Below are 23,107 nucleotides of genomic sequence, written 5' to 3'. Positions count from 1 at the left end.
GGCAATGGAAGCCCGTAAACCCCGAATCGTGCGCCCGTACGTTTTTCCTGCCGTCCGCAGCCTCTTCCGAGCCATGACCCTCGCCCTGCCCGCCCCTGCCACCGGCTATGCGCCATCGCCTGCAGGCCTTACCCTGTACGCCGTGGAAGCCAGCGCACTGCCAACCGATGAAGCCTTGATGCTGGCTTGGGCCGGCGGCGACCTGCACGCGTTCGAAAGCCTGTATGCGCGCCATCGCAAGCGACTGTTCGGTTTCCTGCTGCGCCAACTGCGCGACAACGCGCTGGCCGAGGAGATCTTCCAGGACGTCTGGCAGCGGGTGATCAGCGCCCGTCCCGGGTGGCAGCCCGAAGCAGCGTTCAGCACCTGGCTGTTCCGCATCGCCCACAACCGCCTGAACGACCATTGGCGCGCCGCCCGCCATCGCCCTGCCGCACCGGCCGACGCCGACCTGCGCCTGGCCGCGATCGAGGACGGGCAGACCCCGGAAGCCGAACTTTCCGAATTCGAACAACGTCGCCGCATCCAGCTGGCGATGGAGCAATTGCCGCCGGAGCAGCGCGAAGTGCTGCAACTGCGGCTGGATCAGGAACTGAGCCTGGAGGAGATCGGCCAGATCACCGGCGTAGGCCGGGAAACCGTGAAATCGCGGCTGCGCTATGCGATGGACAAGCTGCGTGCGGGATTGAACGCATGAACCGAGACGAACCGCTGACGCCGGAAGAACGCGAGCTGGCCCGGCTGCTCGGCCGTCGCGCCGAGCAGGCACCACCGGCCGCACTGGACGCCGCCATCCTGGCCGCGGCACGTGCCGCGGTTGACGCTCCGGGTACCGATGTTGTTGCCTCTCCCGAGGCGCCGCGCAAGCAGCGCACAGGCCCGCGTTGGCCAGCGGTGTTCGGCATCGCCGCTTCGATGGTGTTCGCCATTGGCATCGCCTGGCAGCTGCGTCCTGAACCGCCACCGGTTCCGGCGGGCGAGACTGCTGTTGCCGCAGCACCGGCTGCGGCAGAAGACGTCGCGGCTGCCGATCAGGCCGCTGGAAGTGGTTCAGCCGACAGCGCAGTGGCGGTTGCGGAACCAGCCGCTGCTCCGGCAGCACCCGAGTCCGCCCCTGTTTCCGCTGCCCCGGCACCGGCCATCGCGCGTGCGCACAAGCCTGCGCCGGCCAAGACCGCTGAAGCGCCGGCCCAGGCTGCACGGTCCGTGGCCACAGATGCGGCCGCCGACACCTCCTTTGCGGCGCTCCCGCCCGCTCCGGCTGCAGCACCGCCAGCGCCACCTGCACCGGCCGCCTACTCGGCACCCGCACCCGCACCGGCATTCGCGCCAGCAGCGTCCGGGGCAATGAAAGCACGCACGGCCGCAGCACCGGCAACCAATGCCGCCGAGGCCGAGCGGACGCAGGCGCTGGATCGGGTGGAGATCACCTCGATGAAGCGTGAGGCGCCCAGCCGTTCCGCACCGGGCATCATGCGCCGCGGCAGCGACGCGGGCCTGAGCGCGGATGCCGTGCAGGCCGAGGTGGACGCCGACGCGCGACTGCCGCGCCGGCAGTGGCTGCAGAAGATCCGCGCGCGACGCGACGACGGCCAGCGCGATCTGGCCCGCGCCAGCCTGGAGCGCTACGTGCAGCAGTATCCGGAAGCCCGCCTGCCGCGCGACCTGCGCCCGTTACTGGACGACTGAAGCAGAACGTGACCTCCGGCGACCCCGTAGAATGACGGGAATGCTCGATACCCTCGCCCAGCCTGTCAGCCACACGCTGGAAGTCAAACACAGTCGTTTCATCGCCCATGCTGCGCCGATCGACAGCGCCGCAGCGGCCATGGCGATCCTGCAGCAGGTTGCAGCAGCCGACGCGACCCACAACTGCTGGGCCTACCGGTACGGCCGGGACTACCGCTCCAGCGATGATGGCGAGCCCGCTGGAACGGCCGGACGACCGATCCTGGCGGCAATCGATGGCCAGGGTTTCGACCGTGTGATGGTGGTGGTGACGCGCTGGTTCGGCGGCATCAAGCTGGGCGCCGGTGGACTGGTGCGCGCCTACGGTGGCGCTGCCGCCGAGTGTCTGCGCACCGCCCCCCGCCTGCCCCTGGTGGCGATGGCCCGGCTGCAGCTGCTGGCCGGCTTCGAGGACCTGGGCATCCTGCACGCCACCCTGCCCGCCTTCGGCGCCGGGAAACTCGATGAACAGTTCGATGCCAACGGCGTGTGCCTGCGGGCCGAATTGCCGGCCGATCAGGTCGATGCATTGAAAATCCGCCTGCGCGACGCCACCCGTGACCGTATCCGCATACAAGACGACAACCAGGATGACTGACAAGGACGACGCCCCTGCCTCGACCCCGCCGCTGCGCCGCCTTGGCAGCCTGCGGACGTTGTGGCCGTTCGTGCGCCGCCACAGCGGGTTGTTCACCGCCTGGCTGCTTGCCCTGGCGGTCTCTTCGGCCGCCACGCTGAGCCTGCCCCCCGCCGTGAAGCAGATGATCGACCACGGCTTCACCAGCGGTGGCCAGATCAACCGTGCCTTCGCCCTGCTGATGCTGGTGGCGGTGGTGCTGGCACTGGCGACGGCCGCACGGTTCTTCTTCGTGTCGCTGCTGGGCGAGAAGGTCGTCGCCGACCTGCGCAGCCGCCTGTATGCACACCTGATCCAGCTCGGCGCCGGTTTCCACGACCGCAGCCGCAGCGGCGAACTGGTCTCGCGCCTGACCGCCGACAGCGAACTGCTGCGCAGCGTGGTCGGCTCGACCATGTCGGTCGCCCTGCGCAGCAGCGTAACCGTGGTCGGCAGCCTGGCGATGCTGTTCGTCACCAGCCCTCGGCTGGCCGCGTGGTCACTGCTCGGCATCCCGCTGGCGGTGCTGCCGATCATCGTCGGCGCGCGCAAGCTGCGTACGGTTGCGCGCAGCAGCCAGGACCGCATCGCCGATGCCAACAGCCTGGCCAGCGAGACGCTGGGCGCCGTGCGCACGGTGCAGGCACATGCGCGCGAGCCCTATGAGCGCGGGCGCTTTGACAAGGCGCTGGGCGATGCCATCGGTGCCGCACGCCGGCGCATCGGTGCGCAATCGCTGGTTACCGCCAGTGCCATCCTGTTGGTGTTTGGCGCCATCGTTGGCGTGCTGTGGCTGGGCGCGCACGATGTCATCGACGGCCGCCTCAGTGCCGGCACGCTGGGCCAGTTCGTGTTGTACGCGCTGATCGGCGGCGGCTCGGTGGGCGCCCTGGCCGAAGTGTGGAACGAGCTGCAGCGTGCGGCCGGTGGCATGGGCCGTATCGGCGAGCTGCTGCAGGAAGACATCGAGATCCGTGCGCCGGCGCAGCCGCACGCACTGCCGCAACCGCTACGCGGCGAAATCCAGTTCGACGACGTGGTGTTCCACTACCCGCAGCGCCCGGACCAGGCCGCGCTGGACCACTTCAACCTGCATGTCCGCCCGGGTGAGACCGTGGCCCTGGTGGGCCCGTCGGGCGCAGGCAAGAGCACGGTGCTGTCGATGCTGCTGCGCTTCCACGATCCGGCCAGCGGCCGCATCTGCGTGGATGGCATCGACGTGCGCCAGGTCGATCCGGCCGAGCTGCGCGCGCAGCTGGCACTGGTACCGCAGCAGCCGACGCTGTTCGCAGCCAGTGCACGCGACAACATCCGCTACGGCAGGCTGCAGGCCAGCGACGCCGAGGTCGAGGACGCCGCACGTGCAGCAGAGGCCGATGGCTTCCTGCGGGCATTGCCGCAAGGCTACGACAGTGAACTGGGCGAGCGCGGCGCACGCCTGTCCGGTGGCCAGCAGCAGCGCGTGGTGATCGCCCGCGCGTTGCTGAAGGATGCGCCGATCCTGCTGCTCGATGAGGCCACCAGCGCACTGGATGCGCAGAGCGAGCATGGCGTGCAGCAGGCACTTGAGCGGCTGATGGCCGGTCGCACCACGCTGGTCATCGCCCACCGCCTGGCCACCGTGCTCAAGGCCGACCGCATCGTGGTGATGGACCAGGGCCGTATCGTCGCCGAAGGTACCCATGCGCAGCTGCTGGCCGAAGGCGGACTGTACGCTGAACTGGCACGACTGCAGTTCATCGATTGATGACGGCCGGCTAACATCGGCAAGACCAAGCTGGCCGCGCACCCGCAGCATCCGCTGAAGGAGGTACGCGATGTCGTTCCGTCAGTTCCCCGCCGTCGACAGTAATGGCGAAAGCCACATCATCATCGAATTCAAGCCCGAGGCAAACGGCAGCGGGCACCACTCCGAAGCCACGCCGCGCTATGAGCTGGATGACGGGCGCCAGCTGGTGCGCAATGGGCGTGAGTTCACCACCAGTGGTGGTGAACTGCGGTTGACGATTTGAGGTTCGCCGGGCATGGCCCGGCGCTACCGCATTCGTGCTGCTCCGCGCTCGCGCTACCGGATCTCCATCCTCCGCTCTGGCAGGTTTCGACCTTGGTCGACACACTTTTGACCAAAAGCACCCGAGCATGGTTCGACCCTACAGAAAAGCGTGGCCAATTTTTCGCCAGACATCTTGACAGCCTTTGCCTGCAAGGGCTGAGCGAGGTTATCCACACGTTTGCTCAGGATCCATCCACACCGCCTGTGGATGAATGTGGTCAGCCGAGCACCCGCCCGATGCCGCTGGCGTCCACTTCCGCGGCCGCCCGGGTGATCGCTGCCGGATCACTGCCGGCGATGAACCCGATGCGGAAGTGCACTTCGCCACCAGGCGTACGTGAGGAATGGATCGAGGCCAGGCTGATGCGATGCTGCTCGAACACGTTCAGCAGCTCGCGCAGCGAGCCGGGCCGATCTTCCGGCAGGTGTACTGACAGCGCGTTGCGCTCGGTCAGGTCAGCCAGCAGATAGCCCACGCGTTCGAACGTGTAGTTGCCGTCCGCCAGCGCCTGCTCGCCGAAGGCAGTGCGATTGGCCGACAGCAGCTGCTCGCGGAATGCACCACGTGCACCGTCGTCACCCTGCACGACCTGCGCCTGCAATGCCTGCAGCTGGCCGACCAGCCGCTCCAGCATCGGCGCCACGTACGGGTTGCCGAACTGGATGTCTTCGTAGATCGCCGGGTTGAGCGACAGGATGCGCGAAATGATCGCCGTATCCAGCTCGAACGATGCCGAACGGTACGGCATCATCGCAGCCAGATCGCCCAGCTGCGGCTGGTACTGGCGCAACACGCCGGCCTGGGCCAGATGGGTGGCATGCACCATCGCCTGCACCAGCGCCATCATCTGGTCGTGGTGCTGCGGCGTGGCCCGCACGCACTCGGCCTGCAGCGCGGCGCACAGCGTATCGACCCACGCCTGCCAGAGCTGCAGCCGCGCTTCGCAGACCACCATCACCCTGCCCTTCAGGGTCGGCGCCTTCGGCGGCGCGGTCATCGGGTGCAGGCCGACCACTTCGGCCCGCGACGCCAGCATCGCCTGCACCGGCGCCTCCTTTACCGAGGTCACATCCAGCCACAGCCTGCCCTGCTCGCGGCCCGCCGATTGCCGCACGTACTCGGCGATCAACGCCGGGGTGTGCCGGATCGGTGCCGAGAACACCAGCACATCGGCCTGCGCCAGCAGGTGTTCCGGCGTGTGCGAACCTGGGTCGGCCGGATCGTGGCCGATCACCTGCAACTGCAGGTGCTGCTGGAAGAAGCAGGTCAGCCAGCGCCCGTAGGCGCCAGCGCTGCCGACGATGCCGACCGTGCGCGGCGTGCGTGGGTCCAGGCCGCTCATGCAACGCGTTCGGCGCGGAAGCGCGTGCCTTCGGCCAGCGCCGCCGGCGCGGCGGCGACCACGTCGAATTCCTCGAAGCCGTTGTCCAGGGTCGCCTCCAGCGCCGCATGGGTGCCGGCAATCGCACGCGAAATCGCCTGCTGCATCGATTCGCCGCGCAGCAGGAACGACACCACCAGCGACATCAGCACATCACCGGTACCCGCCACGTCCACCGGCAGCAGCGGCGAGGTCCAGCGCCAGGTTTCCTCGCGGCCGACGGCCAGGGTCACCAGTTCACCCGGGCTGCCGCCCACGCTGTGCGCGATCACCCAATGCGGGCCGCGATCCAGCAGCGTGCGCGCGGCGGCGATGGCATCGGCCTCGGCCAGCGCCGGCATGCCGGTCAGGCGATTCAGTTCGAAAGCGTTCGGCGTCACCAGCCAGGCATGCGGCAACAGGCGCTCGGCGAAGATCGCTTCCAGCCCGGGTTCCACGTAGGGGCCGGTGTGCGTGTCGCCAATCACCGGGTCCAGGCAATAGCGCAGCTGCGGGCAGGCCGGCAGGATGTCGTCCAGCCAGTCTGCGAAGGCGGCCCCGTTGGCGGTGCTGCCGAAATAGCCGGAGACGAGCATTTTCGCCCGCTGCGGCAGGCCGCGCTCGTGGGTGCCCAGCAACAGGTCGGCGAACCAGTCAGCGGGCAGCACGCGGCCACGCGTGGTGTCGTAGAAAGGCGCATTGCTCAGCAGCACGGTCGGGATATCCGCCACGCGCACGCCCAGCGCGCGCATCGGCGGTACGGCGGCACTGTTGCCGGCGTGGCCGTAGACAAGTTGCGACTGGACCGAGATGACATCGATCGGCGACGGGCCGTCGGGCCGCTGGCGGCGGCCGTGGACCAGGTGGTTATCAAGGGATTCGCTCATGGTCGCATTCTACGCCCAAGGGGGTTTTCGGCAGGGCTTGCAGCCCTGCACCTGCCGAAGCTGCAAGCAACGGCAACGGCAAAAGCGAGCTATCCGTGGGGTAGCGGGGCGGTGTCGGAATGCGGGGACGCCGCAAGTACGTCCGTGTAGGCTTGGCAGCCGCATCCATGCGGCTGACACCCCGCACTCCGACACCGCCCCGCCTTCGACAGGTTCACGCGGCTGTTGGTAACTGCGGCTGTTGGTGGGTGTCGACCTTGGTAGACACATCTGTCAGATATCAAATGAATTCATCCACGCATGGCATGGGTCTACCGTGTCGACCAAGGTCGACACCTACCAGAGCAGTACACCGTTCCGACAAATCGCAGGAAACTGTCGAAGGCGGGGTGGGTCCGGTTGCGGGGGCGTGAGCGCCATGGATGGCGCGACCGAGCCTGCAGGGACGTATTCACGGCGTCCCCCGCAACCGGACCCCGCCCGCCAATCCACGGATAGCGCGCTTCGGCTGTTGCCGTTGCCTCTGCGGGTGCAGGGCTGCAAGCCCTGCAAACCAAACCCCCTCAGCGAGCAGCAGGCCGCGACGGCGGCAGCCACGCCGCCACGATGCCCAGCAACGGCAGGAACGCGGTCAGCTGGTAGACGTACTCGATGCTGGTCCTGTCCGCCAACAGGCCGAGCACGGCGGCACCCAGCCCGCCCATACCGAACGCGAAACCGAAGAACAGGCCGGACACCATGCCGATGCGGTGCGGCATCATTTCCTGCGCGTACACCACGATGGCCGAGAATGCCGAGGACAGCACGAAGCCGATCAGTACCGCGAGCACCGTGGTCCACAGCAGATCGGCATGCGGCAGCACCAACGCAAACGGCGCCACGCCGAGGATCGAGGTCCAGATGATCGGCTTGCGGCCGATGCGATCACCCAGCGGGCCACCCAGGAAGCCGCCAGCGGCGGACGCCACCAGGAACGCGAACAGGTGAAGCTGCGCCTGCGCCACCGGAATGCCGAAATGGTGGATCAGGTAGAAGGTGAAGTAGCTGCCGATGCTGGCCATGTAGAAGTACTTGCTGAAGATCAGCACCAGCAGGATCGCCAGCACCTTGGCCACCGTGCGTGGTGGATGGCGCGGCGCCATCGAGGCGGTACTGGCCGGGCGCGGCGTGCCCAGATGCAACGCGTACCAGCGGCCAACATAGGTCAGCAATGCGATGCCGATCAGGGCCGCGCCTGCGAACCACGACGCGGCATGCTGGCCGTACGGCACGATCACTGCCGCCGCAATCAGCGGGCCCAACGCGGTACCGAAATTGCCCCCCACCTGGAACACCGACTGTGCGAAGCCATGACGGCCGCCCGAGGCGAGCCGCGCGATGCGCGAGGCCTCCGGATGGAAGATCGCCGAGCCGATGCCGACCATTGCCGCTGCCAGCAGCACCATCGCGTAGTTCGGCGCGAAGCCGAGCAGCAGCATGCCGCACAAGGTCGAGGCCATGCCGATCGGTAGCGAATACGGTGCCGGGCGGCGGTCGGTGGCTACACCGATCAACGGCTGGAAGATCGACGCAGTGAGCTGATAGGTCAACGTGATCAGGCCGATCTGGGTGAAGCTGAGATTGAAGCCACCCTTGATCACCGGATAGATGGCCAGGATCAGCGACTGCATCATGTCGTTGACGACGTGCGAGGTGGAAATGGCGGCCAGCACGCCGGGGGCCGCCGGGCGTGAGGTCGTTGCGGGAGAAGCCAGGGTGGACATGGACGCAGTCAGGTTGGGGGCGAGCCCCGCATGCTACGGTTGCCCTTCCCTCCCTTCTGCCGCGTTCAGGTCATGCCCTATCGCAAAAAGGACATAGCCAGTGACGTCGATCCGGCCGCGCCCTGGCGGGAGGTTCCACTGCATCGCCCGGTCACCTATCGGGTCACCCAGTACCCCGTAGGTACCCACATCCCTGGTCACAAGCATCAGCGCCACCAGCTGGTCTACGCCATCTCCGGCCTGATGGTGGTGCGGTCGGAAGTCGGGCGCTGGGTGGTGCCATCGAACCGCGCGATCTGGATGCCGGCCGGCATGGTGCACGCAGTGGACTGCATCGCCGCCGTGCACATGCGCAGCCTGTACATCGACCCGCCGTTTGCCCCGCACCTGCCGACCGAGCCGTTCGCGGTGCAGGTGTCGCCCCTGCTGCGCGAGCTGCTGCAGGCCGCCACGCTGGTCAAGGGCGAGCACATCGAGGACAGCCGCGATGGCCGCGTGGTGCGCCTTCTGCTGGACGAACTGCATCGCATGGACGTGCTGCCTCTGCACCTGCCTGCGCCAAGCGACCCGCGCCTGCTGCGGATCTGCCAACACCTGCAGAAGCACCCCGGCGACGACGCCACACTGCAGGACTGGGCACAGGCGCTGGAGGTGGACGTGAAAACCATCCAGCGGCGCTTCGCCACCGAGCTGGGCATGACCTTCGGCCAGTGGCGGCAGCAGGCACGGCTGCTGGCCGCGATGGAACGGCTGGCGGTCGGTGACAAGGTCATCGATGTCGCGCTGGCGACGGGCTACGACAGCCCCAGCGCGTTCACCAGCATGTTCAAGCGCCAGCTGGGGCAGACACCTGCGGCGTTTTTCCGGTAACGCCGTCCACGCATGGCGTGGATCCACCATCGCGGCGCATGCCCGGCGGAAACCATCGCAGATCGCAAACGAGAACGCCGGGCATGGCCCGGCGCTTCCGCTCAACGCTTCCGTTGAAAAACTCAGGACGTCATCCGGTCCCAGAAGCCCTTCACGCCGTCGATGAAAGTGGCCGATTTCGGCGAATGCTTGCGCGCTTCCTCGCCGACGAAGGTGGCTTCGAACTGTTCCAGCAGCTTGCGCTGCTCGTTGGTGAGGTTCACCGGCGTCTCCACCACCACGCGGCAGTACAGGTCGCCTTCGCTGCGGCTGCGCACCGAACGCACGCCCTTGCCGCGCAGGCGGAACAGCTTGCCGGTCTGGGTCTCGGCCGGGATACGGATCTCCGCTTCGCCGCCGAGGGTGGCCACGCGCACGGTGTCGCCAAGCGCCGCCTGCGAGATGCGGATCGGCACTTCGCAGTGCAGATCATCGCCATCGCGCTGGAAGATGGCATGCTCGCGCACGCGCACTTCCACGTACAGATCACCCGGCGGCGTGCCGGCCGGGCCGGCCTCGCCCTCGCCCTGCAGGCGGATGCGATCGCCGGTGTCGACGCCGGCCGGCACCTTCACCGACAGCACCTTGTCTTCCTCGACACGGCCGTTGCCGTGGCAGGTCTTGCAGGGCTTGGCGATGATCTGGCCACGGCCGCCGCAGTTGTGGCAGGCCTGCTGCATGGCGAAGATGCCGCGCTGGATGCGCACCTGACCACGGCCATGGCACACGTTGCAGGTCTCGACCTTGCCGTCTTCGGAGCCACTGCCATCGCAGTCGCCGCATTCGGCCAGGGTCGGGATCTCGATCCGGCGCTCGACGCCGCGCACGGCCTCTTCCAGGTCCAGTTCCATCACGTAGCCGATGTCGGCGCCGCGACGGGCCTGGCGCGGACCACCGCCGCCACCGCCAAAAATGTTGCCGAAGATATCGCCGAAGATATCGTTCATGTCCGGGCCGCCCGGACCACCACCCATGCCATGCTCGAACGCGGCGTGGCCGTGGCTGTCGTACATGCGGCGCTTGTTGCCGTCGGACAGTACTTCGTAGGCTTCCTTGCACTCCTTGAAGGAGGCTTCGGCCGCCGTATCGCCCGGGTTGCGGTCCGGGTGGAACTTCATCGCGCAGCGACGGTAGGCCTTCTTCAGCTCTTCGTCAGTGGCGGTGCGGGCAACGCCCAGCACTTCGTAGTAATCGCGCTTGCTCATATCGTGAATCGGGTTCCGGTACGTCGGGATTCGTCAAAGCGGAAGAGCGGAACCAGGTCCGCTCTTGCGTCGGGCGCCCCGACACGCCGGTAGGCGGTCAGGACCCTGATGCGACAACGGGACGCTGGTGGCCAGCGTCCCGCGTCGGTCCGGATCAGGACTTCTTGTCGTCCTTGACTTCGGTGAACTCAGCGTCGACCACGTCGTCCTGCGCCTTGCCGGCATTGCCGGCGTCGGCACCCGGGGCACCGCCCTGGTCGGCCGAAGCAGCGGCGAACAGCGACTGGCCAGCTTCTTCCAGTGCCTTCGACTTGGCTTCGATCTGTGCCTTGTCGTCGCCCTTCATCGCGGTTTCCAGGTCAGCCAGCGCCGCCTCGACCTTGCCGATGACATCGCCGCCGACCTTGCTGCCGTGCTCGGTGATGGCGCTGCGGGTGCCGTGGATCAGGGCGTCGGCCTGGTTGCGGGCCTGCACCAGTTCCTGGAACTTCTTGTCTTCTTCGCGGTTGGCTTCCGCGTCGGCGACCATGCGCGCGATCTCCTCCTCGGACAGGCCCGAACCGGCCTTGATCTCGACCTTCTGTTCCTTGTTGGTCTTCTTGTCCTTGGCCGACACGTGCAGGATGCCGTTGGCGTCGATGTCGAAGGACACTTCCACCTGCGGCAGGCCGCGCGGGGCCGGCTCGATGCCGGACAGGTCGAACTTGGCCAGCGACTTGTTGAAGCGGGCCTGTTCGCGCTCACCCTGCAGCACGTGCACGGTCACGGCCGACTGGTTGTCCTCGGCGGTGGAGAACACCTGCGAGGCCTTGGTCGGGATGGTGGTGTTCTTCTCGATGATCTTGGTGAACACGCCACCCATGGTTTCGATACCCAGCGACAGCGGGGTCACGTCCAGCAGCAGCACGTCCTTGACGTCGCCGCCCAGCACGCCGCCCTGGATCGCCGCACCCAGTGCCACGGCTTCGTCCGGGTTGACGTCCTTGCGCGGTTCCTTGCCGAAGAACTCGGTCACCGCCTGCTGCACCTTCGGCATGCGGGTCTGGCCGCCGACCAGGATCACTTCGCTGATGTCGCTCGAACGCAGGCCGGCATCGTTCAGGGCGACGCGGCACGGCTCGATCGACTTCTTGATCAGGTCGTCCACCAGTGCTTCCAGCTTGGCGCGGGTCAGCTTGATGTTCAGGTGCTTCGGACCCGACGCGTCAGCGGTGACGTACGGCAGGTTCACTTCGGTCTGCTGGGCGCTGGACAGCTCGATCTTGGCGCGCTCGGCAGCATCCTTCAGGCGCTGCAGGGCCAGCGGATCCTTGCGCAGGTCGATGCCCTGGTCCTTGTTGAATTCTTCAACCAGGTATTCGATGACGCGGTTGTCGAAGTCTTCGCCACCCAGGAAGGTGTCGCCGTTGGTGGCCAGCACTTCGAACTGCTTCTCGCCGTCGACATTGGCGATCTCGATCACCGAGACGTCGAAGGTGCCGCCGCCCAGGTCGTACACCACGATCTTGCGATCCTTGTTGTCGCCCTTGTCCAGGCCGTAGGCCAGCGCAGCCGCGGTCGGCTCGTTGATGATGCGCTTGACGTCCAGGCCGGCGATGCGCCCGGCGTCCTTGGTCGCCTGGCGCTGGCTGTCGTTGAAGTAGGCCGGCACGGTAATGACCGCTTCGGTGACCTTCTCACCGAGGAAGTCCTCGGCGGTCTTCTTCATCTTCTCCAGCACCTTGGCCGAGATTTCCTGCGGGGCCATCTTCTTGCCGTCGCTGGTGGCGACCCAGGCATCGCCATTGTCATGGGCCAGGATGCTGTACGGGACGTGGGCGATGTCCTTCTGCACCTCGCCATCGGTGAACTTGCGGCCGATCAGGCGCTTCACCGCATAGAAGGTGTTCTTCGGGTTGGTCACGGCCTGGCGCTTGGCCGAGGCACCGACCAGGACTTCGCCGTCCTTGGTGTAGGCGACGATCGACGGGGTGGTGCGATCGCCTTCCGAATTCTCGATGACGCGGGCCTTGCCGCCGTCCATGATCGCCACGCACGAGTTGGTGGTGCCGAGGTCGATACCAATGATCTTGCCCATGGGGGAGACTCCTGAGGATGCTTGTTGGGGTCAGTCCGGCCGTTCGGCCGGTGGATGAATACGATGTGGGGGAGGCCCGTGGAACATTCAAGCCACCTCCCGAACGCTGTGTTTCCGACGATCCGGCGCGTTCAGCGTCGGGTCGGGTGACGGGTCTGTCCGCCGCCCGGCCCTGCCGGATCAGTCGGCGGCCACCACCACCAGCGCCGGCCGCAGCAGACGCTCGTTGAGCAGGTAGCCCTTCTGGAACACGGTCACCACGCTGCCCGGGGCAGCGCCCGGGGTCGGCACTTGGCTGATGGCCTGGTGGTGTTCCGGGTTGAACGGCTGGCCGATCGGATCCAGCAGCGCCAGGCCGTTGTCGGCGGCGACCTTCAGCAGCTGCTTGTAGGTCAGCTCCAAGCCTTCGCGCAGCGGGTGCGGGTCGTCGCCGGCGGCCTTCAGGCCGGCATCCAGGCTGTCGAACACCGGCAGCAGCTCGCCCAGCAGCTTCTCGTTGGCGAACTTGCGGGCCTGCTCGATGTCACGGGCAACACGCTTGCGCTGGTTTTCCAGGTCGGCGCGCTCACGCAGCGCATCGGCCTTGACCTGCTCGACTTCGGCGCGCAGGCGCTCGACTTCGTCGTTGACGCCGGCGGTGGCAGCCGCATCGGCGGCACTCTGCTGGGATTCGATATCTGGATGTTCGTGGTTCATGTCTGGGTCCCTGGCGGTCACTCTCCGCCTCCACTCACCCTAGTGTGGGCGGGATGCTGCGTTTCAAGCGTCGGATGTTCCCGGCGTGCGTCCGGCCGGTGAAAAGGCCGCGCCAAGCACATCGGCGGTGGCCTGGACCAGCGGGATCACCCGGTCGTAGGCCATCCGCTTGGGACCGATCACGCCCAGCACGCCCAGCACCTGGCCATTGGCGGTGTACGGGGCAGTGACCAGCGAGACGCCCTGCAGCGGCATCATTCCGGTCTCTTCGCCGATGAAGATGCGCACCCCCGGCGCCTGGATGGTCCGCTCCAGCAGCTGCAGGATCTCGCGCTTGCTGGAGAACAGCTCGAACAGTTCGCGCAGGCGCTCCAGGTCGGACAGGTCCTGCACGCCCATCAAGCGGGTCTGCCCGGCCACCAGCATGTCGTCGGCCGCCGGCTGCAGGGCCTGCTCGGCCAGTTCGATGCTGTGGGCCAGCAACTGCTCCAGTTCGGACCGGGCGTCGCGCAGCTCCAGCAGCAGTCGGGTACGGATCTCGGCCATCGGCAGGCCGGCGAAATGCGCATTGAGGTAGTTGGCGACCTGCTCCAGCTGGCCTGGCGCAAACTCCTGCCGGGTCTCGATCACCCGGTTCTGCACCTCGTTGTCGGCAAATACCAGGATCGCCAGCACCCGGCGCCCATCCAGCGCCACGAAATCGATCTGGCGGAAGGCGAACTGCTCGCGCCGCGGTGCGCTGACCACGCCGACGAAGTGGCTCATCGCCGACAGCAGCTCCGAGGCGCTGCCGAGCAGGGCCTGGGTGCTGCCGCCACCGGCCAGTTCCTGGCGCAACCGGGCCAGCTCGCCCTCGCCCGGCGGCTGCATCTGCAGCAGGCTGTCGACGAACACCCGGTAGCCATGCGCGGTCGGGACGCGGCCGGCCGAGGTATGTGGCGAGGCCAGCAGGCCCAGATCCTCGAGGTCGCCCAGGATGTTGCGGATGGTGGCCGGGCTGACCTCCAGGCCGGCCACGCGCGCCAGCGTCTGCGAGCCGACCGGCTCGCCGTCCTGGATGTATCGCGCGATCAGCGTGCGCAGCAGGTGGCGCGCACGCGGGGCAAGCTGGTCGGGAGAACCGTGCATGGAATCAACCTGTGAGACACGGACACTAGATAATGGCGGCGCATCGCCTTGGCAAGTCATTGGACCTCCCGCGCCCGCGTGCTAGCGTTGCGCGGCTGCTGACACCCCCTTACCCATGCTCAGACATCTTTCGATCAAGGATTTCGCCGTCGTCCGCGCCACCGAACTGGAGTTCGGGCCAGGCATGACCGTGGTTTCAGGCGAGACTGGCGCCGGCAAGTCGCTGATGGTCGACGCACTGGGCTTCCTGTCCGGCCTGCGCGCTGACAGCGGCGTGGTCCGCCATGGTGCCGCACGCGCCGAGCTTTCCGCCGAGTTCGCGCTGGAGCAGCTGCAGGCCGCCCGCCAGTGGCTGGCCGACAACGAGCTGGACGACGAGGACCAATGCCAGCTGCGCCGCGTGATCCGCGCCGACGGCGGCTCGCGGGCCTGGATCAATGGCCGCCCGGTGACACTGGCACAGCTGGGCAACCTGGCCTCGCTGCTGGTGGAGATCCACGGCCAGCATGAACAACAGGCGCTGCTGGCGCGCCCGTCGCAGCTGGCCCTGCTGGATGCCTATGCCGGCAACGAGAACGAGCGCCGCCAGGTGCGCCACGCCGCCGCGGCCTGGCAGGCACTGGTCGATGAATCGCTGGCGTTGTCGCAACAGGGCGACGTCAGTGACCGGATCGGCTTCCTGGAGCACCAGCTGCGCGAACTGGACCGCGAGGACCTTGAGCCGGAATCGATTGCCGCGCTTGGCGCCAGCCACCGTCGCCAGGCCCACGCCAGCGCCCTGCTGAGCGCCTGCCAGGCAGCCAGCAACCAGCTCAACGGCGATGACGGCAGCTCTGCGCTGGACCTGCTGCAGCAGGTGCGCCACGAGCTGTCGCGCCTGATCGAGCACGACCCGCGCCTGGGCGAAGTGGACGGCCTGATCGAGAACGCCTCGATCCAGCTGCACGAAGCCCTGTCGCTGCTGGACCGGGTGCATGACGACCTCGACGCCGACCCGGAACAGTTCGAGGAGAACGAGCGCCGCCTCGGCCGCCTGCACGACCTGGCCCGCAAGCACCGCGTGCCGATGGACGAGCTGGGCGCGCAACGTGAGCGCATGCATGCCGAAGTGGAGCAACTGCGCGGTGCCGATGAGCGCCTGCAGCGCCTGGCCGGCGAGATCGACAAGGCCGCCGCCGCCTGGCGCGTACAGGCTGAAGTGCTGACCGCCAGCCGCCGCAGCGCCGCTGCCGAACTGTCGGCCACCACCACCGGCATCATCGCCGAGCTCGGCATGGGCGGCGGCCAGTTCCTGATCGAACTGGAGCCACAGGACAGCGGCAAGCCCGACCCGCAGGGTGCCGAGCGCGTCGAGTTCCTGGTGGCGGCCAACGCCGGCCAACCGCCGCGCGCCCTGCGCAAGGTGGCCTCGGGCGGTGAACTGTCACGTATTTCGCTGGCCATCGAAGTGGCCGCGCTGGACCTGGATGCGGTGCCGACCATGGTGTTTGACGAGGTCGACTCCGGCATCGGCGGCGCGGTGGCTGACATCGTCGGCCAGAAGCTGCGCGCGCTCGGCGAGAAGCGCCAGGTGCTGTGCGTGACCCACCTGCCGCAGGTCGCCTCCAAGGGCCACGCCCATTACCGGGTCAGCAAGGCCCCGGTGGAAGGCATGACCCAGAGCGCAGTGGAAAAGCTGGACAACAAGGCGCGCGAGGAAGAGCTGGCGCGCATGCTCGGCGGCGTGGAAGTGAGCAAGGAAGCGCGCGCCGCCGCCCGCAAGCTGCTGCAGGCCTGAGGCCTGTTCACGGTTATCCACGCATGGCGTGGATCTACAACCCACCCGCACGGTAGTGCCGGCCGCTGGCCGGCAACCCAACACCGGTAGACGATGATCGTGAGGTTGCCGGCCAGCGGCCGGCACTACCCGTATCACCCCAACGGCCGCGTCAGGTCGACGTTCTCCACCAGGAAATCGAGGAACGCGCGCACCCGCAGCGGCAGGTAACCGCCCTGCCCGAGGAACACCGCGTGCACCTCTTCCAGGTCACCGGGATTGGCCTCTTCCAGCACCGGCAGCAAGCGCCCGGCAGCAATGTCCTCCTGCACCTGGAATTCCGCCAGCCGCGCCATGCCCAGCCCGCCCAGCACCAGCTGGCGCAGCGCATCGCCGTTGCTGGCGCGGGCATTGCCACTGGGCAGCAGCATCCGCTCGCGCCCCTCCTGCAGCAACGGCCACCCCTGCATCGCACGGGCATGGCCGATGTCCAGCCGGTTGTGCGACTGCAGCTCCTCGGCAGTGCGTGGCAGCCCGTGCCGCTGCGCGTAGGCCGGTGCAGCCACGATCATCATCCGCGTCGCGCCCAGCCGTCGCGCCACCAGACTGGAGCTCTTCAGCGGCCCGGCCCGCACTGCCACATCGGTGCGCTGCTCCAGCAGGTCGATCACCTCGTCGTTGAGGGTCAGGTCCACGCCCACCTGCGGGTTACGCTCAAGAAACGCCGGCAGCAGCGGCAACAGGAAATGGCGGCCAAACGGCACGTTGGAGTTGACCCGTAGCCGCCCGCGCGGCTCGGCATGGGCGCTGGCACAACGCTCGGCCTCGTCCAGGTCGGCCAGCACGCGCAGGCCACGCTCGTAGAACGCGCAGCCTTCCGGGGTCAGCTGCAGCTGGCGGGTGGAGCGTTGCAGCAGGCGCGTGCCCAGCCGTTGCTCCAGCCGCGCCACCAGCTTGCTCACCGCCGACGGCGTCATGTCCAGCGTGCGGGCCGCAGCGGAAAAGCCACCGGTCTCGATCACCCGCACGAACACTTCCAGTTCGCCGGATCGGTTGATGTCGGGTCGCGCCATGGCGATGAATCCAGTTCACAGATGATTGTCCGTGCGCAGTCTAGTTCACAGATAAGCACGGAATCACCATGGCGGTCCCTCCACTCGGGACTGCCCGATGAACCGCTTGAGCCAGCTCACCACCACCGCCCTGCTCGCCATGTCCGGCGCCGCCAGTGCCGCATCCGCCCCGCACTGGGTCGCCAGCTGGCAGGCCAGCCCGCAGCCGGTCTGGAACGCGGATTTCCTGTTCCCGACCCTGGTCCCGGCCACGCTGCAGGACCAGACCTTCCGCCAGACGGTGCGTGTCAGCCTGGGCGGCCCGCGGCTGCGGGTGCGGCTGAGCAATGCCTACGGCACCCGGCCGCTGCGGATCAGGGCGGCCAGCGTGGCCGCACGCGCGGGCGCCATCCCGCAACCGCTCAGCTTCGGCGGCCAGCCCGGGGTGTTGATCGGGCCCGGTCAGGAACAGCTGAGCGATCCGCTCCCGCTGGCCACGGATGACCGCCAGGCATTGCAGGTCAGCGTCTTTGTGCCGGGGCCGGCAACCGTTCAGACGTTCCATTGGGAAGGCCGCCAGACCAGCTGGATCGCCCCCGGCGACCAGAGCCGGGCCCAGGCCCTGAGCGCAGCCAGCAGCACCACCGCCCGCCTGCTGCTGACCGGAATTGACGTCGAGGCCGACACCGACGCGCGCAGCGTAGTGGTGATCGGAGATTCGATCACCGACGGTGCCACCGCCAGCCTCGACCAGGACCAGCGCTGGACCGATCATCTGGCCGCGCGCCTGGCAGCGCGGGGCATAGCCGTGGTGAACGCCGGCATTTCCGGGGGGCGGCTGCTGCGCGACGGCATGGGTGAATCCGCCCTGGTCCGCTTCCGGCGCGACGCGCTGGACCAGCCTGCGGTATCCAGTGTGATCGTGCTGATCGGCATCAATGACATCAGCTGGCCAGGTACCGCATTCGCCCGCAACCAGGCCCGGCCCACGCTGAGCGAGCTGCAGGCGGGGTATCGCGCGCTGGCAGAACAGGCCCGCCGCCGAGGTGTGCGGATCGTGGGCGCTACTTTGCCACCGTTCGCTGGCGCCCTGCCCGGCACGCCGCTGGACGACTACTACCAACCGGACAAGGACACCCTGCGCCGCCAGCTCAATGCCTGGCTGCGCACGGACAGCCCGTTCGACGCGGTGATCGACCTGGACGCGGCGCTGCGCGACCCGGCCGATCCCTCACGGATGGCCGTGGCCTACGACTCCGGCGACCACCTCCACCCGGGTGATGCCGGCAACCGGGCCATGGCTGAGGCGGTGGACCTGGAGATCCTGCTGGGCCGCAAGGGGTCGGATCCCTTACCTGAACGGAAAGGGCTCTGACCCCATCAACGAAAAACCCCGGGCAGGCCCGGGGTTTCGTCGCATCCAGCTGGCCGGAACGGTTTACTTGCGCTTCTTGCGCACGTACAGCACCAGCGAGTGCTCTTCCAGCTCGTAGCCATGGTCTGCGGCGATCTTGCGCTGCAGTTCCTCGATCTCGTGGCTTTCGAACTCGATGATCTTGCCACTGTCCACGTCGACCATGTGGTCGTGGTGGCCGCCACGGTCCAGTTCGTAGACCGCCTGGCCGCCCTCGAAATTGTGCTTGAGCACGAGGCCGGCGGCCTCGAACTGGGTCAGCACCCGGTACACCGTGGCCAGGCCGATCTCGTCGCCGTGCTCCAGCAGCTGGCGGTAGATGTCTTCGGCGGTCATGTGGTGCTGGGCATTGCGCTGCTCGAGCAGCGCCAGGATCCGCATCCGCGGATGGGTCACCTTCAGGCCGACTTTACGCAGGTCGTGGGTTTCCATAGGTCTCCGTTCATTGGCGATTTAGCGCCAGCTGCCTCGGATTGGGTCGCGGTGGCACGCCGGGAGTGTATCATCGGTTTGATTTCCCCAACCGCCAGTCCCGATGCGCAATCTCCTGTTGGTCGCCGCCGTCGCCCTGTCCACCACCGGGTGCGGCATCATCTACAAGCAACCCATCTATCAGGGCAACCTGATCCGGGAAGATGCCGTGGCCAAGCTGCAGGTCGGGCAGAGCAAGCAGCAGGTCACCGCGCTGCTGGGCACCCCGTCCATTCCCGACCCGTTCCACGCCCAGCGTTGGGACTACACCTCCAGCCAGCGCGTGAACCGCCTGGGTCGTACCGAAGTGAAGAACTTCGTGGTGTTCTTCGAGAATGACACCGTGACCCGCTGGGAAGGCGATTACTTCCCGGGCAACGACAAGGCCCTGGCCCAGCAGACCGTGCGCCAGTTCGGCCGCAACCTGCCGAAGGACAAGAAGAAGAAGGGCCGCTGAGCCCCCTGCCCGTCCGCAGGTACGGCTGCCGGAATCAACCGCCGAGTGCGCGACGCCGGCGGTTGTCCTTGGGGTCGGCCAGCAACGGGCGCAGCAACTCGATGCGATCACCTTCCAGCAGTGCCTGCTGCGGGCGAGCCAGCACACCATGAACGGCGACGGCGGGGCAATCGGCACTGCCTTCCAGCGCGGCGGCGGCAATGGCGTCGGCCACGGTCGCACCTTCTTCCAGCTGCAAGCGGCGCGACAGCACCCGCTGCGGCCAGGCCAGCACCACCTCGACCTCGATCATCGCTCAGCCCTCGTCGGCGACGCGGACGAAATCGTTGACCATGCGATCGGCCAGCCCTTGGAAGCCGATCGCCAGCGCCGGACCGAGCAGGCGCGAGCTGGGTTCGAACTCCAGGGTCAGGGTGACCTTGCAGGCATCCTCGGCCAGCGCATGGAATTCCCAGCGGCCGTGCAGCTGCTTGAACGGGCCATCGCGCAGCTGCATATCAATGCTGTGCGGGCGCTGCAGGGTGTTCTCGGTCTGGAACCATGTGCTGAACGAGCCCAGGCCCAGGTCCAGTCGCGCCACCAGGCGGTCCTCGCCCTCCTCAACGATCTGGGCAGCAGAGCACCAGCGGAAACGGCGCGGATAGGCCTGGACGTCGTTGACCAGGTCGAACATGCGCGCGGCCGAATGTTCGACCAGGGCGCTGCGGCGGATAGTAGGCATGAATACAGGACGTTTCGGCAATCGACCGGGCGGGCCCGAATCGGAGACAATACGGAAATGAGCAAGAACAGCGGCAAGGATAAAGCAAAGAGCGCGACGGCCAACAAAACCATCGCGTTGAACAAGCGTGCCCGCCACGAATACCACATCGAAGAGCGCTTCGAGGCCGGCCTCGCCCTGCAGGGCTGGGAGGTCAAGTCGATCCGCGCAGGCCGTGGCAACATCATCGATGCCTACGCCTATGTGAAGCGCGGCGAGATCTACCTGATCGGTGCACAGATCACCCCGTTGATCCAGGCCTCCACCCACGTGGTGGCCAATGACCGGCGCGAGCGCAAGCTGCTGCTGCACCGGAACGAGATCGACAAGCTGATCGGCAAGGTCGAGCGCGATGGCTACACGATCGTGCCCACTGCGATGTACTGGAGCAAGAACAAGATCAAGCTCGAAGTCGCGCTGGCCAAGGGCAAGCAGACCCACGACAAGCGCGATGCCGCCAAGGACCGCGACTGGGCGATCGAGAAGCAGCGCGTGATGCGTCGCGGCAACCGCGACGCATGATCACTCCCGTCGGCGCCATGGCGACTGCCAGCGCCGATGAAACGCGCACGTTGTGCGCGCGCCTGCTGGCCTTCAACCAGGCCCACGGCGGCGATGCGTTCGATGAGACCCCAGTCCGCCTGGCCTGGCATGACGAGCACGGCAGGCTGCGCGGCGGCGTGCTGGCCGACGTCTGTGCCGGCTGGCTGCAGGTACATGTGCTGTGGGTGGATCCGGAACTGCGCGGGCAAGGCATCGGCCAGCGCCTGCTGGCGGAAGCAGAAGCCGCCGCGCGCCAGCTTGGCGCCCGCAACGTGATGCTGGATACCTTCGACTGGCAGGCCGAAGCCTTCTACCTGCGGCAGGGCTACACCGTGTATGGGCGACTGCCCGATTGCCCACCCGGTCACGAGCGGATCTACCTGCGCAAGACGTTGTCGGGGTCGTAGTCGTGTCGGCGCTGGAGTTGCCTGCCGGTCACCCCGCCAGCACGCCCTGCCCGCGCATGCGCGGTGCCAGCGCGGCGTGCATCACGGCCAGATGCATCACCACCGCCAGTTCGGGCGCATGCCGGTCATCGCCGGCGCGCCACCGCTGCGCCAGCTGGGCTGCGTCGGCCGGCAGCAGGGCCAGCAACTGGGCGTCATCCATCGAATCGGCCGCGCCCTGGAGCTGCTGCGCCATCTGCCGCGACTGCCACACATGCACGCCGATGCTGAGGCTGGCCAGCGACATCAGGACCACGGCCAGCCCGTGCTCGAACCACTGCGACAGCACTTCCGGCCCCCACAGCAGGGCCGCCAACACAGCCAGGCCCGGCAGGCGCCAGCCCAGCCAATGGATGCGACCGCGCTGCGACCAGTGCACCACCACCGCACTGGCGACCAGTGCTGCGGCCGCTGTGGCCGGCAGTTCGGTCAGGCAGGTGGCCGCCAGCAGCGCGCCCAGCACGGCCCAGACCCAGCCAGGGGGCAATGCCCGTCGCTGGTAGTCGGCCCCGACGGGTCCGACCAGCTGTCGCAGGCTGCGTTGTTGGCTTGCCTCGGTCACCCACAGTCTCCGTGTCTGTCCTGGCTCGGATGGTCGTCTTCAGTGTGTCGCAAATTCGTGCCAATGACGTTACCAATCCGCGATGACGGAGGCTCTGCAACTTGTTGTGGATTGCGAAGGTGACTGTTCAGCTGTTTTGCCGTAGCATTGCCACTGTTGGGCAGGCACTGACCGTGGCGACACGAAACAGGCCTTGTACCTTGCAGAACTTGAAGAAACCGGGGGTGCATTGGTTTCGACGGGGGTTGTGAAGTCGCCTGGCGCATGCCGAGGGGGTAGCTTTCCTCGTAAATCCAGCTGCAAAACTCTAGTTGCCAACGACGACAACTACGCTCTGGCCGCTTAAGGCCTAAGCCTCGAAACCGCTTGTGTCCATGCTCGCGGTGTAGAGTCACTATCATGGAATCGCGCTGGACGGCTGCCTGTCAGTCCGGCACTAGAACACAACAGGCTGGTTCCCGGATGCGCTTTGCGCACCGTGCTGTTCGGGGACGAGATCCAACGGTGAGCTAAGCATGTAGTGCTGGGGATGGAGTGCCTTCGGACGGCGGTTCAATTCCGCCCACCTCCACCATCTGTATGGCCTGTCGAGGCCGCAAGAAGCCGGATCTCCCGTCAACTGGGGTTCCGGCTTTTTTGTGCCTGCACGTCGCGCAGGACGTGTGGCGCATAATCGGGATGACACCGCCAACACAACAGTCCCTCCATCCGCGACCGCCAGAAGGATCTGCAATGAAAATCGCCACAACCACGCTCGCCCTGTTCCTCACCGCGCTCGCCGCCGCCCCAGCCACGCACGCCGCAGCCCCGGCCATCGCGCCGCCCGGCACCGCCACGCTGGAAGCACTGCTGGCCTGCAAGGCGGGCTCGGATTTCAGTGCGGCCGACGCCATCGATGCCCTGCAGGCGGCCGGCCTGGCCAAGAAGCCGGGCGGCACCTTCGAGCCGGAGGACAAGCCGGTCGCGCTGTTTGGCGGCACGGTCAGCAGTGCCGATGTGAATGTGACCGAAGGCGAGAAAGGCCTCTTCGTGTACTTGAACGGCGTCGATCCCAAGCGCCTGGCCAGGGCCTGGTCGGTGACCGAGGTCAACGAGCATGCCAATACCGAGGAACCTTCCTACGTGAAGCGCATCGACAAGCGCCACACCCTGCACGTGATCGCGGGTGACGACTACGAGGGCTATTCGGCGGCGGTGAAGTGCCAGATCAGCCGCTGATGGCG

At 67.2% G+C, this 23,107-nt stretch carries 24 protein-coding genes and 1 other RNA gene; 13 read left to right on the top strand and 12 right to left on the bottom strand.

The window, feature by feature from the left end:
• The first annotated feature begins 178 nt into the window (after window positions 1-178).
• From ACS0OT_RS08265 to ACS0OT_RS08245, 5 genes are all read left to right on the top strand, one after another.
• A complete protein-coding gene (locus tag ACS0OT_RS08265) occupies window positions 179-697 on the top strand; it encodes an RNA polymerase sigma factor (RefSeq protein WP_442256422.1) in 519 nt (172 codons plus the stop codon).
• A complete protein-coding gene (locus ACS0OT_RS08260) occupies window positions 694-1,689 on the top strand; it encodes a hypothetical protein (RefSeq protein ID WP_065185188.1) in 996 nt (331 codons plus the stop codon). The genes ACS0OT_RS08265 and ACS0OT_RS08260 overlap by 4 nt, the downstream gene beginning before the upstream one ends.
• A gap of 40 nt (window positions 1,690-1,729) precedes the next feature.
• On the top strand, window positions 1,730-2,326 hold the full coding sequence (locus tag ACS0OT_RS08255) for an IMPACT family protein (RefSeq protein ID WP_065185189.1): 597 nt from the start codon (window positions 1,730-1,732) through the stop codon (window positions 2,324-2,326).
• Window positions 2,319-4,091: an ABC transporter transmembrane domain-containing protein gene (locus ACS0OT_RS08250; protein ID WP_065195918.1), complete on the top strand. Its 1,773-nt coding sequence runs from the start codon at window positions 2,319-2,321 to the stop codon at window positions 4,089-4,091. Before ACS0OT_RS08255 ends, ACS0OT_RS08250 begins: the two co-directional genes overlap by 8 nt.
• 70 nt (window positions 4,092-4,161) lie before the next feature.
• The gene (locus ACS0OT_RS08245; RefSeq protein WP_005416191.1) at window positions 4,162-4,356 is read left to right on the top strand and encodes a hypothetical protein; all 195 of its coding nucleotides are present in this window, start codon (window positions 4,162-4,164) and stop codon (window positions 4,354-4,356) included.
• Window positions 4,357-4,615: 259 nt separating this feature from the next.
• Here ACS0OT_RS08245 and ACS0OT_RS08240 read toward each other — a convergent pair whose 3' ends face one another.
• The 3 genes from ACS0OT_RS08240 to ACS0OT_RS08230 form a co-directional block, all read right to left on the bottom strand.
• The gene (locus tag ACS0OT_RS08240) at window positions 4,616-5,740 is read right to left on the bottom strand and encodes a prephenate dehydrogenase (RefSeq protein ID WP_329888921.1); all 1,125 of its coding nucleotides are present in this window, start codon (window positions 5,738-5,740) and stop codon (window positions 4,616-4,618) included.
• Window positions 5,737-6,645, bottom strand: a complete 909-nt coding sequence (pdxY, locus tag ACS0OT_RS08235) for a pyridoxal kinase (protein WP_065185191.1) — start codon at window positions 6,643-6,645, stop codon at window positions 5,737-5,739. Before pdxY ends, ACS0OT_RS08240 begins: the two co-directional genes overlap by 4 nt.
• A 563-nt stretch (window positions 6,646-7,208) precedes the next feature.
• Window positions 7,209-8,408, bottom strand: coding sequence for an MFS transporter (locus tag ACS0OT_RS08230; protein WP_442256212.1), 1,200 nt, complete (start codon window positions 8,406-8,408; stop codon window positions 7,209-7,211).
• Window positions 8,409-8,480: 72 nt separating this feature from the next.
• Here ACS0OT_RS08230 and ACS0OT_RS08225 point away from each other — a divergent pair, with 72 nt between their 5' ends.
• Window positions 8,481-9,278: an AraC family transcriptional regulator gene (locus ACS0OT_RS08225; RefSeq protein WP_065179663.1), complete on the top strand. Its 798-nt coding sequence runs from the start codon at window positions 8,481-8,483 to the stop codon at window positions 9,276-9,278.
• A gap of 122 nt (window positions 9,279-9,400) precedes the next feature.
• Here the strand turns inward: ACS0OT_RS08225 and dnaJ are convergent, their stop codons facing one another.
• The 4 genes from dnaJ to hrcA all read right to left on the bottom strand — a co-directional run bounded on the left by dnaJ (window position 9,401) and on the right by hrcA (window position 14,423).
• The gene (gene dnaJ / locus ACS0OT_RS08220; RefSeq protein WP_442256210.1) at window positions 9,401-10,522 is read right to left on the bottom strand and encodes a molecular chaperone DnaJ; all 1,122 of its coding nucleotides are present in this window, start codon (window positions 10,520-10,522) and stop codon (window positions 9,401-9,403) included.
• Window positions 10,523-10,676: 154 nt separating this feature from the next.
• A complete protein-coding gene (dnaK, locus tag ACS0OT_RS08215; protein ID WP_005416183.1) occupies window positions 10,677-12,599 on the bottom strand; it encodes a molecular chaperone DnaK in 1,923 nt (640 codons plus the stop codon).
• A gap of 180 nt (window positions 12,600-12,779) precedes the next feature.
• Window positions 12,780-13,295: a nucleotide exchange factor GrpE gene (gene grpE / locus ACS0OT_RS08210; RefSeq protein WP_005416181.1), complete on the bottom strand. Its 516-nt coding sequence runs from the start codon at window positions 13,293-13,295 to the stop codon at window positions 12,780-12,782.
• A gap of 63 nt (window positions 13,296-13,358) precedes the next feature.
• Window positions 13,359-14,423 (bottom strand): heat-inducible transcriptional repressor HrcA, encoded by a 1,065-nt coding sequence (gene hrcA, locus ACS0OT_RS08205; RefSeq protein ID WP_005416180.1) that lies wholly within the window; start codon window positions 14,421-14,423, stop codon window positions 13,359-13,361.
• Window positions 14,424-14,538: 115 nt separating this feature from the next.
• Between hrcA and recN the strand changes: the two genes are divergently transcribed.
• Window positions 14,539-16,200 carry a DNA repair protein RecN gene (gene recN, locus ACS0OT_RS08200; protein ID WP_442256209.1) on the top strand — a complete coding sequence of 554 codons (1,662 nt, stop codon included), beginning with the start codon at window positions 14,539-14,541 and terminating at the stop codon, window positions 16,198-16,200.
• A 134-nt stretch (window positions 16,201-16,334) separates the two neighbouring features.
• Here recN and ACS0OT_RS08195 read toward each other — a convergent pair whose 3' ends face one another.
• Window positions 16,335-17,252, bottom strand: a complete 918-nt coding sequence (locus ACS0OT_RS08195) for a LysR family transcriptional regulator (RefSeq protein ID WP_095377357.1) — start codon at window positions 17,250-17,252, stop codon at window positions 16,335-16,337.
• A 97-nt stretch (window positions 17,253-17,349) separates the two neighbouring features.
• Between ACS0OT_RS08195 and ACS0OT_RS08190 the strand changes: the two genes are divergently transcribed.
• Entirely contained in the window at window positions 17,350-18,606 is a 1,257-nt protein-coding gene (locus tag ACS0OT_RS08190) for an SGNH/GDSL hydrolase family protein (RefSeq protein WP_095377358.1), read from the top strand.
• A gap of 63 nt (window positions 18,607-18,669) precedes the next feature.
• On the opposite strand, the gene fur is transcribed toward ACS0OT_RS08190, so the two are convergent.
• Entirely contained in the window at window positions 18,670-19,077 is a 408-nt protein-coding gene (fur, locus tag ACS0OT_RS08185) for a ferric iron uptake transcriptional regulator (RefSeq protein ID WP_005409235.1), read from the bottom strand.
• A gap of 103 nt (window positions 19,078-19,180) precedes the next feature.
• Here fur and ACS0OT_RS08180 point away from each other — a divergent pair, with 103 nt between their 5' ends.
• A complete protein-coding gene (locus tag ACS0OT_RS08180) occupies window positions 19,181-19,573 on the top strand; it encodes an outer membrane protein assembly factor BamE (protein ID WP_005409234.1) in 393 nt (130 codons plus the stop codon).
• A gap of 34 nt (window positions 19,574-19,607) precedes the next feature.
• Here ACS0OT_RS08180 and ACS0OT_RS08175 read toward each other — a convergent pair whose 3' ends face one another.
• Together ACS0OT_RS08175 and ACS0OT_RS08170 are read right to left on the bottom strand one after the other, a co-directional pair.
• Window positions 19,608-19,865: an RnfH family protein gene (locus tag ACS0OT_RS08175; RefSeq protein ID WP_005416176.1), complete on the bottom strand. Its 258-nt coding sequence runs from the start codon at window positions 19,863-19,865 to the stop codon at window positions 19,608-19,610.
• Between the two features lie 3 nt (window positions 19,866-19,868).
• The gene (locus tag ACS0OT_RS08170; RefSeq protein ID WP_005416175.1) at window positions 19,869-20,294 is read right to left on the bottom strand and encodes a type II toxin-antitoxin system RatA family toxin; all 426 of its coding nucleotides are present in this window, start codon (window positions 20,292-20,294) and stop codon (window positions 19,869-19,871) included.
• Between the two features lie 57 nt (window positions 20,295-20,351).
• Here ACS0OT_RS08170 and smpB point away from each other — a divergent pair, with 57 nt between their 5' ends.
• Both smpB and ACS0OT_RS08160 read left to right on the top strand, forming a co-directional pair.
• Window positions 20,352-20,855 carry an SsrA-binding protein SmpB gene (gene smpB, locus ACS0OT_RS08165; RefSeq protein WP_005416174.1) on the top strand — a complete coding sequence of 168 codons (504 nt, stop codon included), beginning with the start codon at window positions 20,352-20,354 and terminating at the stop codon, window positions 20,853-20,855.
• The gene (locus ACS0OT_RS08160) at window positions 20,852-21,283 is read left to right on the top strand and encodes a GNAT family N-acetyltransferase (protein WP_442256206.1); all 432 of its coding nucleotides are present in this window, start codon (window positions 20,852-20,854) and stop codon (window positions 21,281-21,283) included. The genes smpB and ACS0OT_RS08160 overlap by 4 nt, the downstream gene beginning before the upstream one ends.
• 28 nt (window positions 21,284-21,311) lie before the next feature.
• Here the strand turns inward: ACS0OT_RS08160 and ACS0OT_RS08155 are convergent, their stop codons facing one another.
• Window positions 21,312-21,884 carry a hypothetical protein gene (locus ACS0OT_RS08155; protein WP_065179671.1) on the bottom strand — a complete coding sequence of 191 codons (573 nt, stop codon included), beginning with the start codon at window positions 21,882-21,884 and terminating at the stop codon, window positions 21,312-21,314.
• A 220-nt stretch (window positions 21,885-22,104) separates the two neighbouring features.
• Here ACS0OT_RS08155 and ssrA point away from each other — a divergent pair.
• Both ssrA and ACS0OT_RS08145 read left to right on the top strand, forming a co-directional pair.
• Window positions 22,105-22,458, top strand: a transfer-messenger RNA (tmRNA) gene (gene ssrA / locus ACS0OT_RS08150).
• A gap of 158 nt (window positions 22,459-22,616) precedes the next feature.
• A complete protein-coding gene (locus ACS0OT_RS08145; RefSeq protein ID WP_164093355.1) occupies window positions 22,617-23,102 on the top strand; it encodes a hypothetical protein in 486 nt (161 codons plus the stop codon).
• Window positions 23,103-23,107: the final 5 nt, after the last annotated feature.

The sequence above is a fragment of the Stenotrophomonas maltophilia group sp. RY12688 genome, from assembly GCF_052149045.1.
GTDB classification, from domain to species: domain Bacteria; phylum Pseudomonadota; class Gammaproteobacteria; order Xanthomonadales; family Xanthomonadaceae; genus Stenotrophomonas; species Stenotrophomonas sepilia.
Note: the sequence above shows the minus strand (reverse complement) of the source record. Positions and strands in the feature narration are given on the sequence as shown.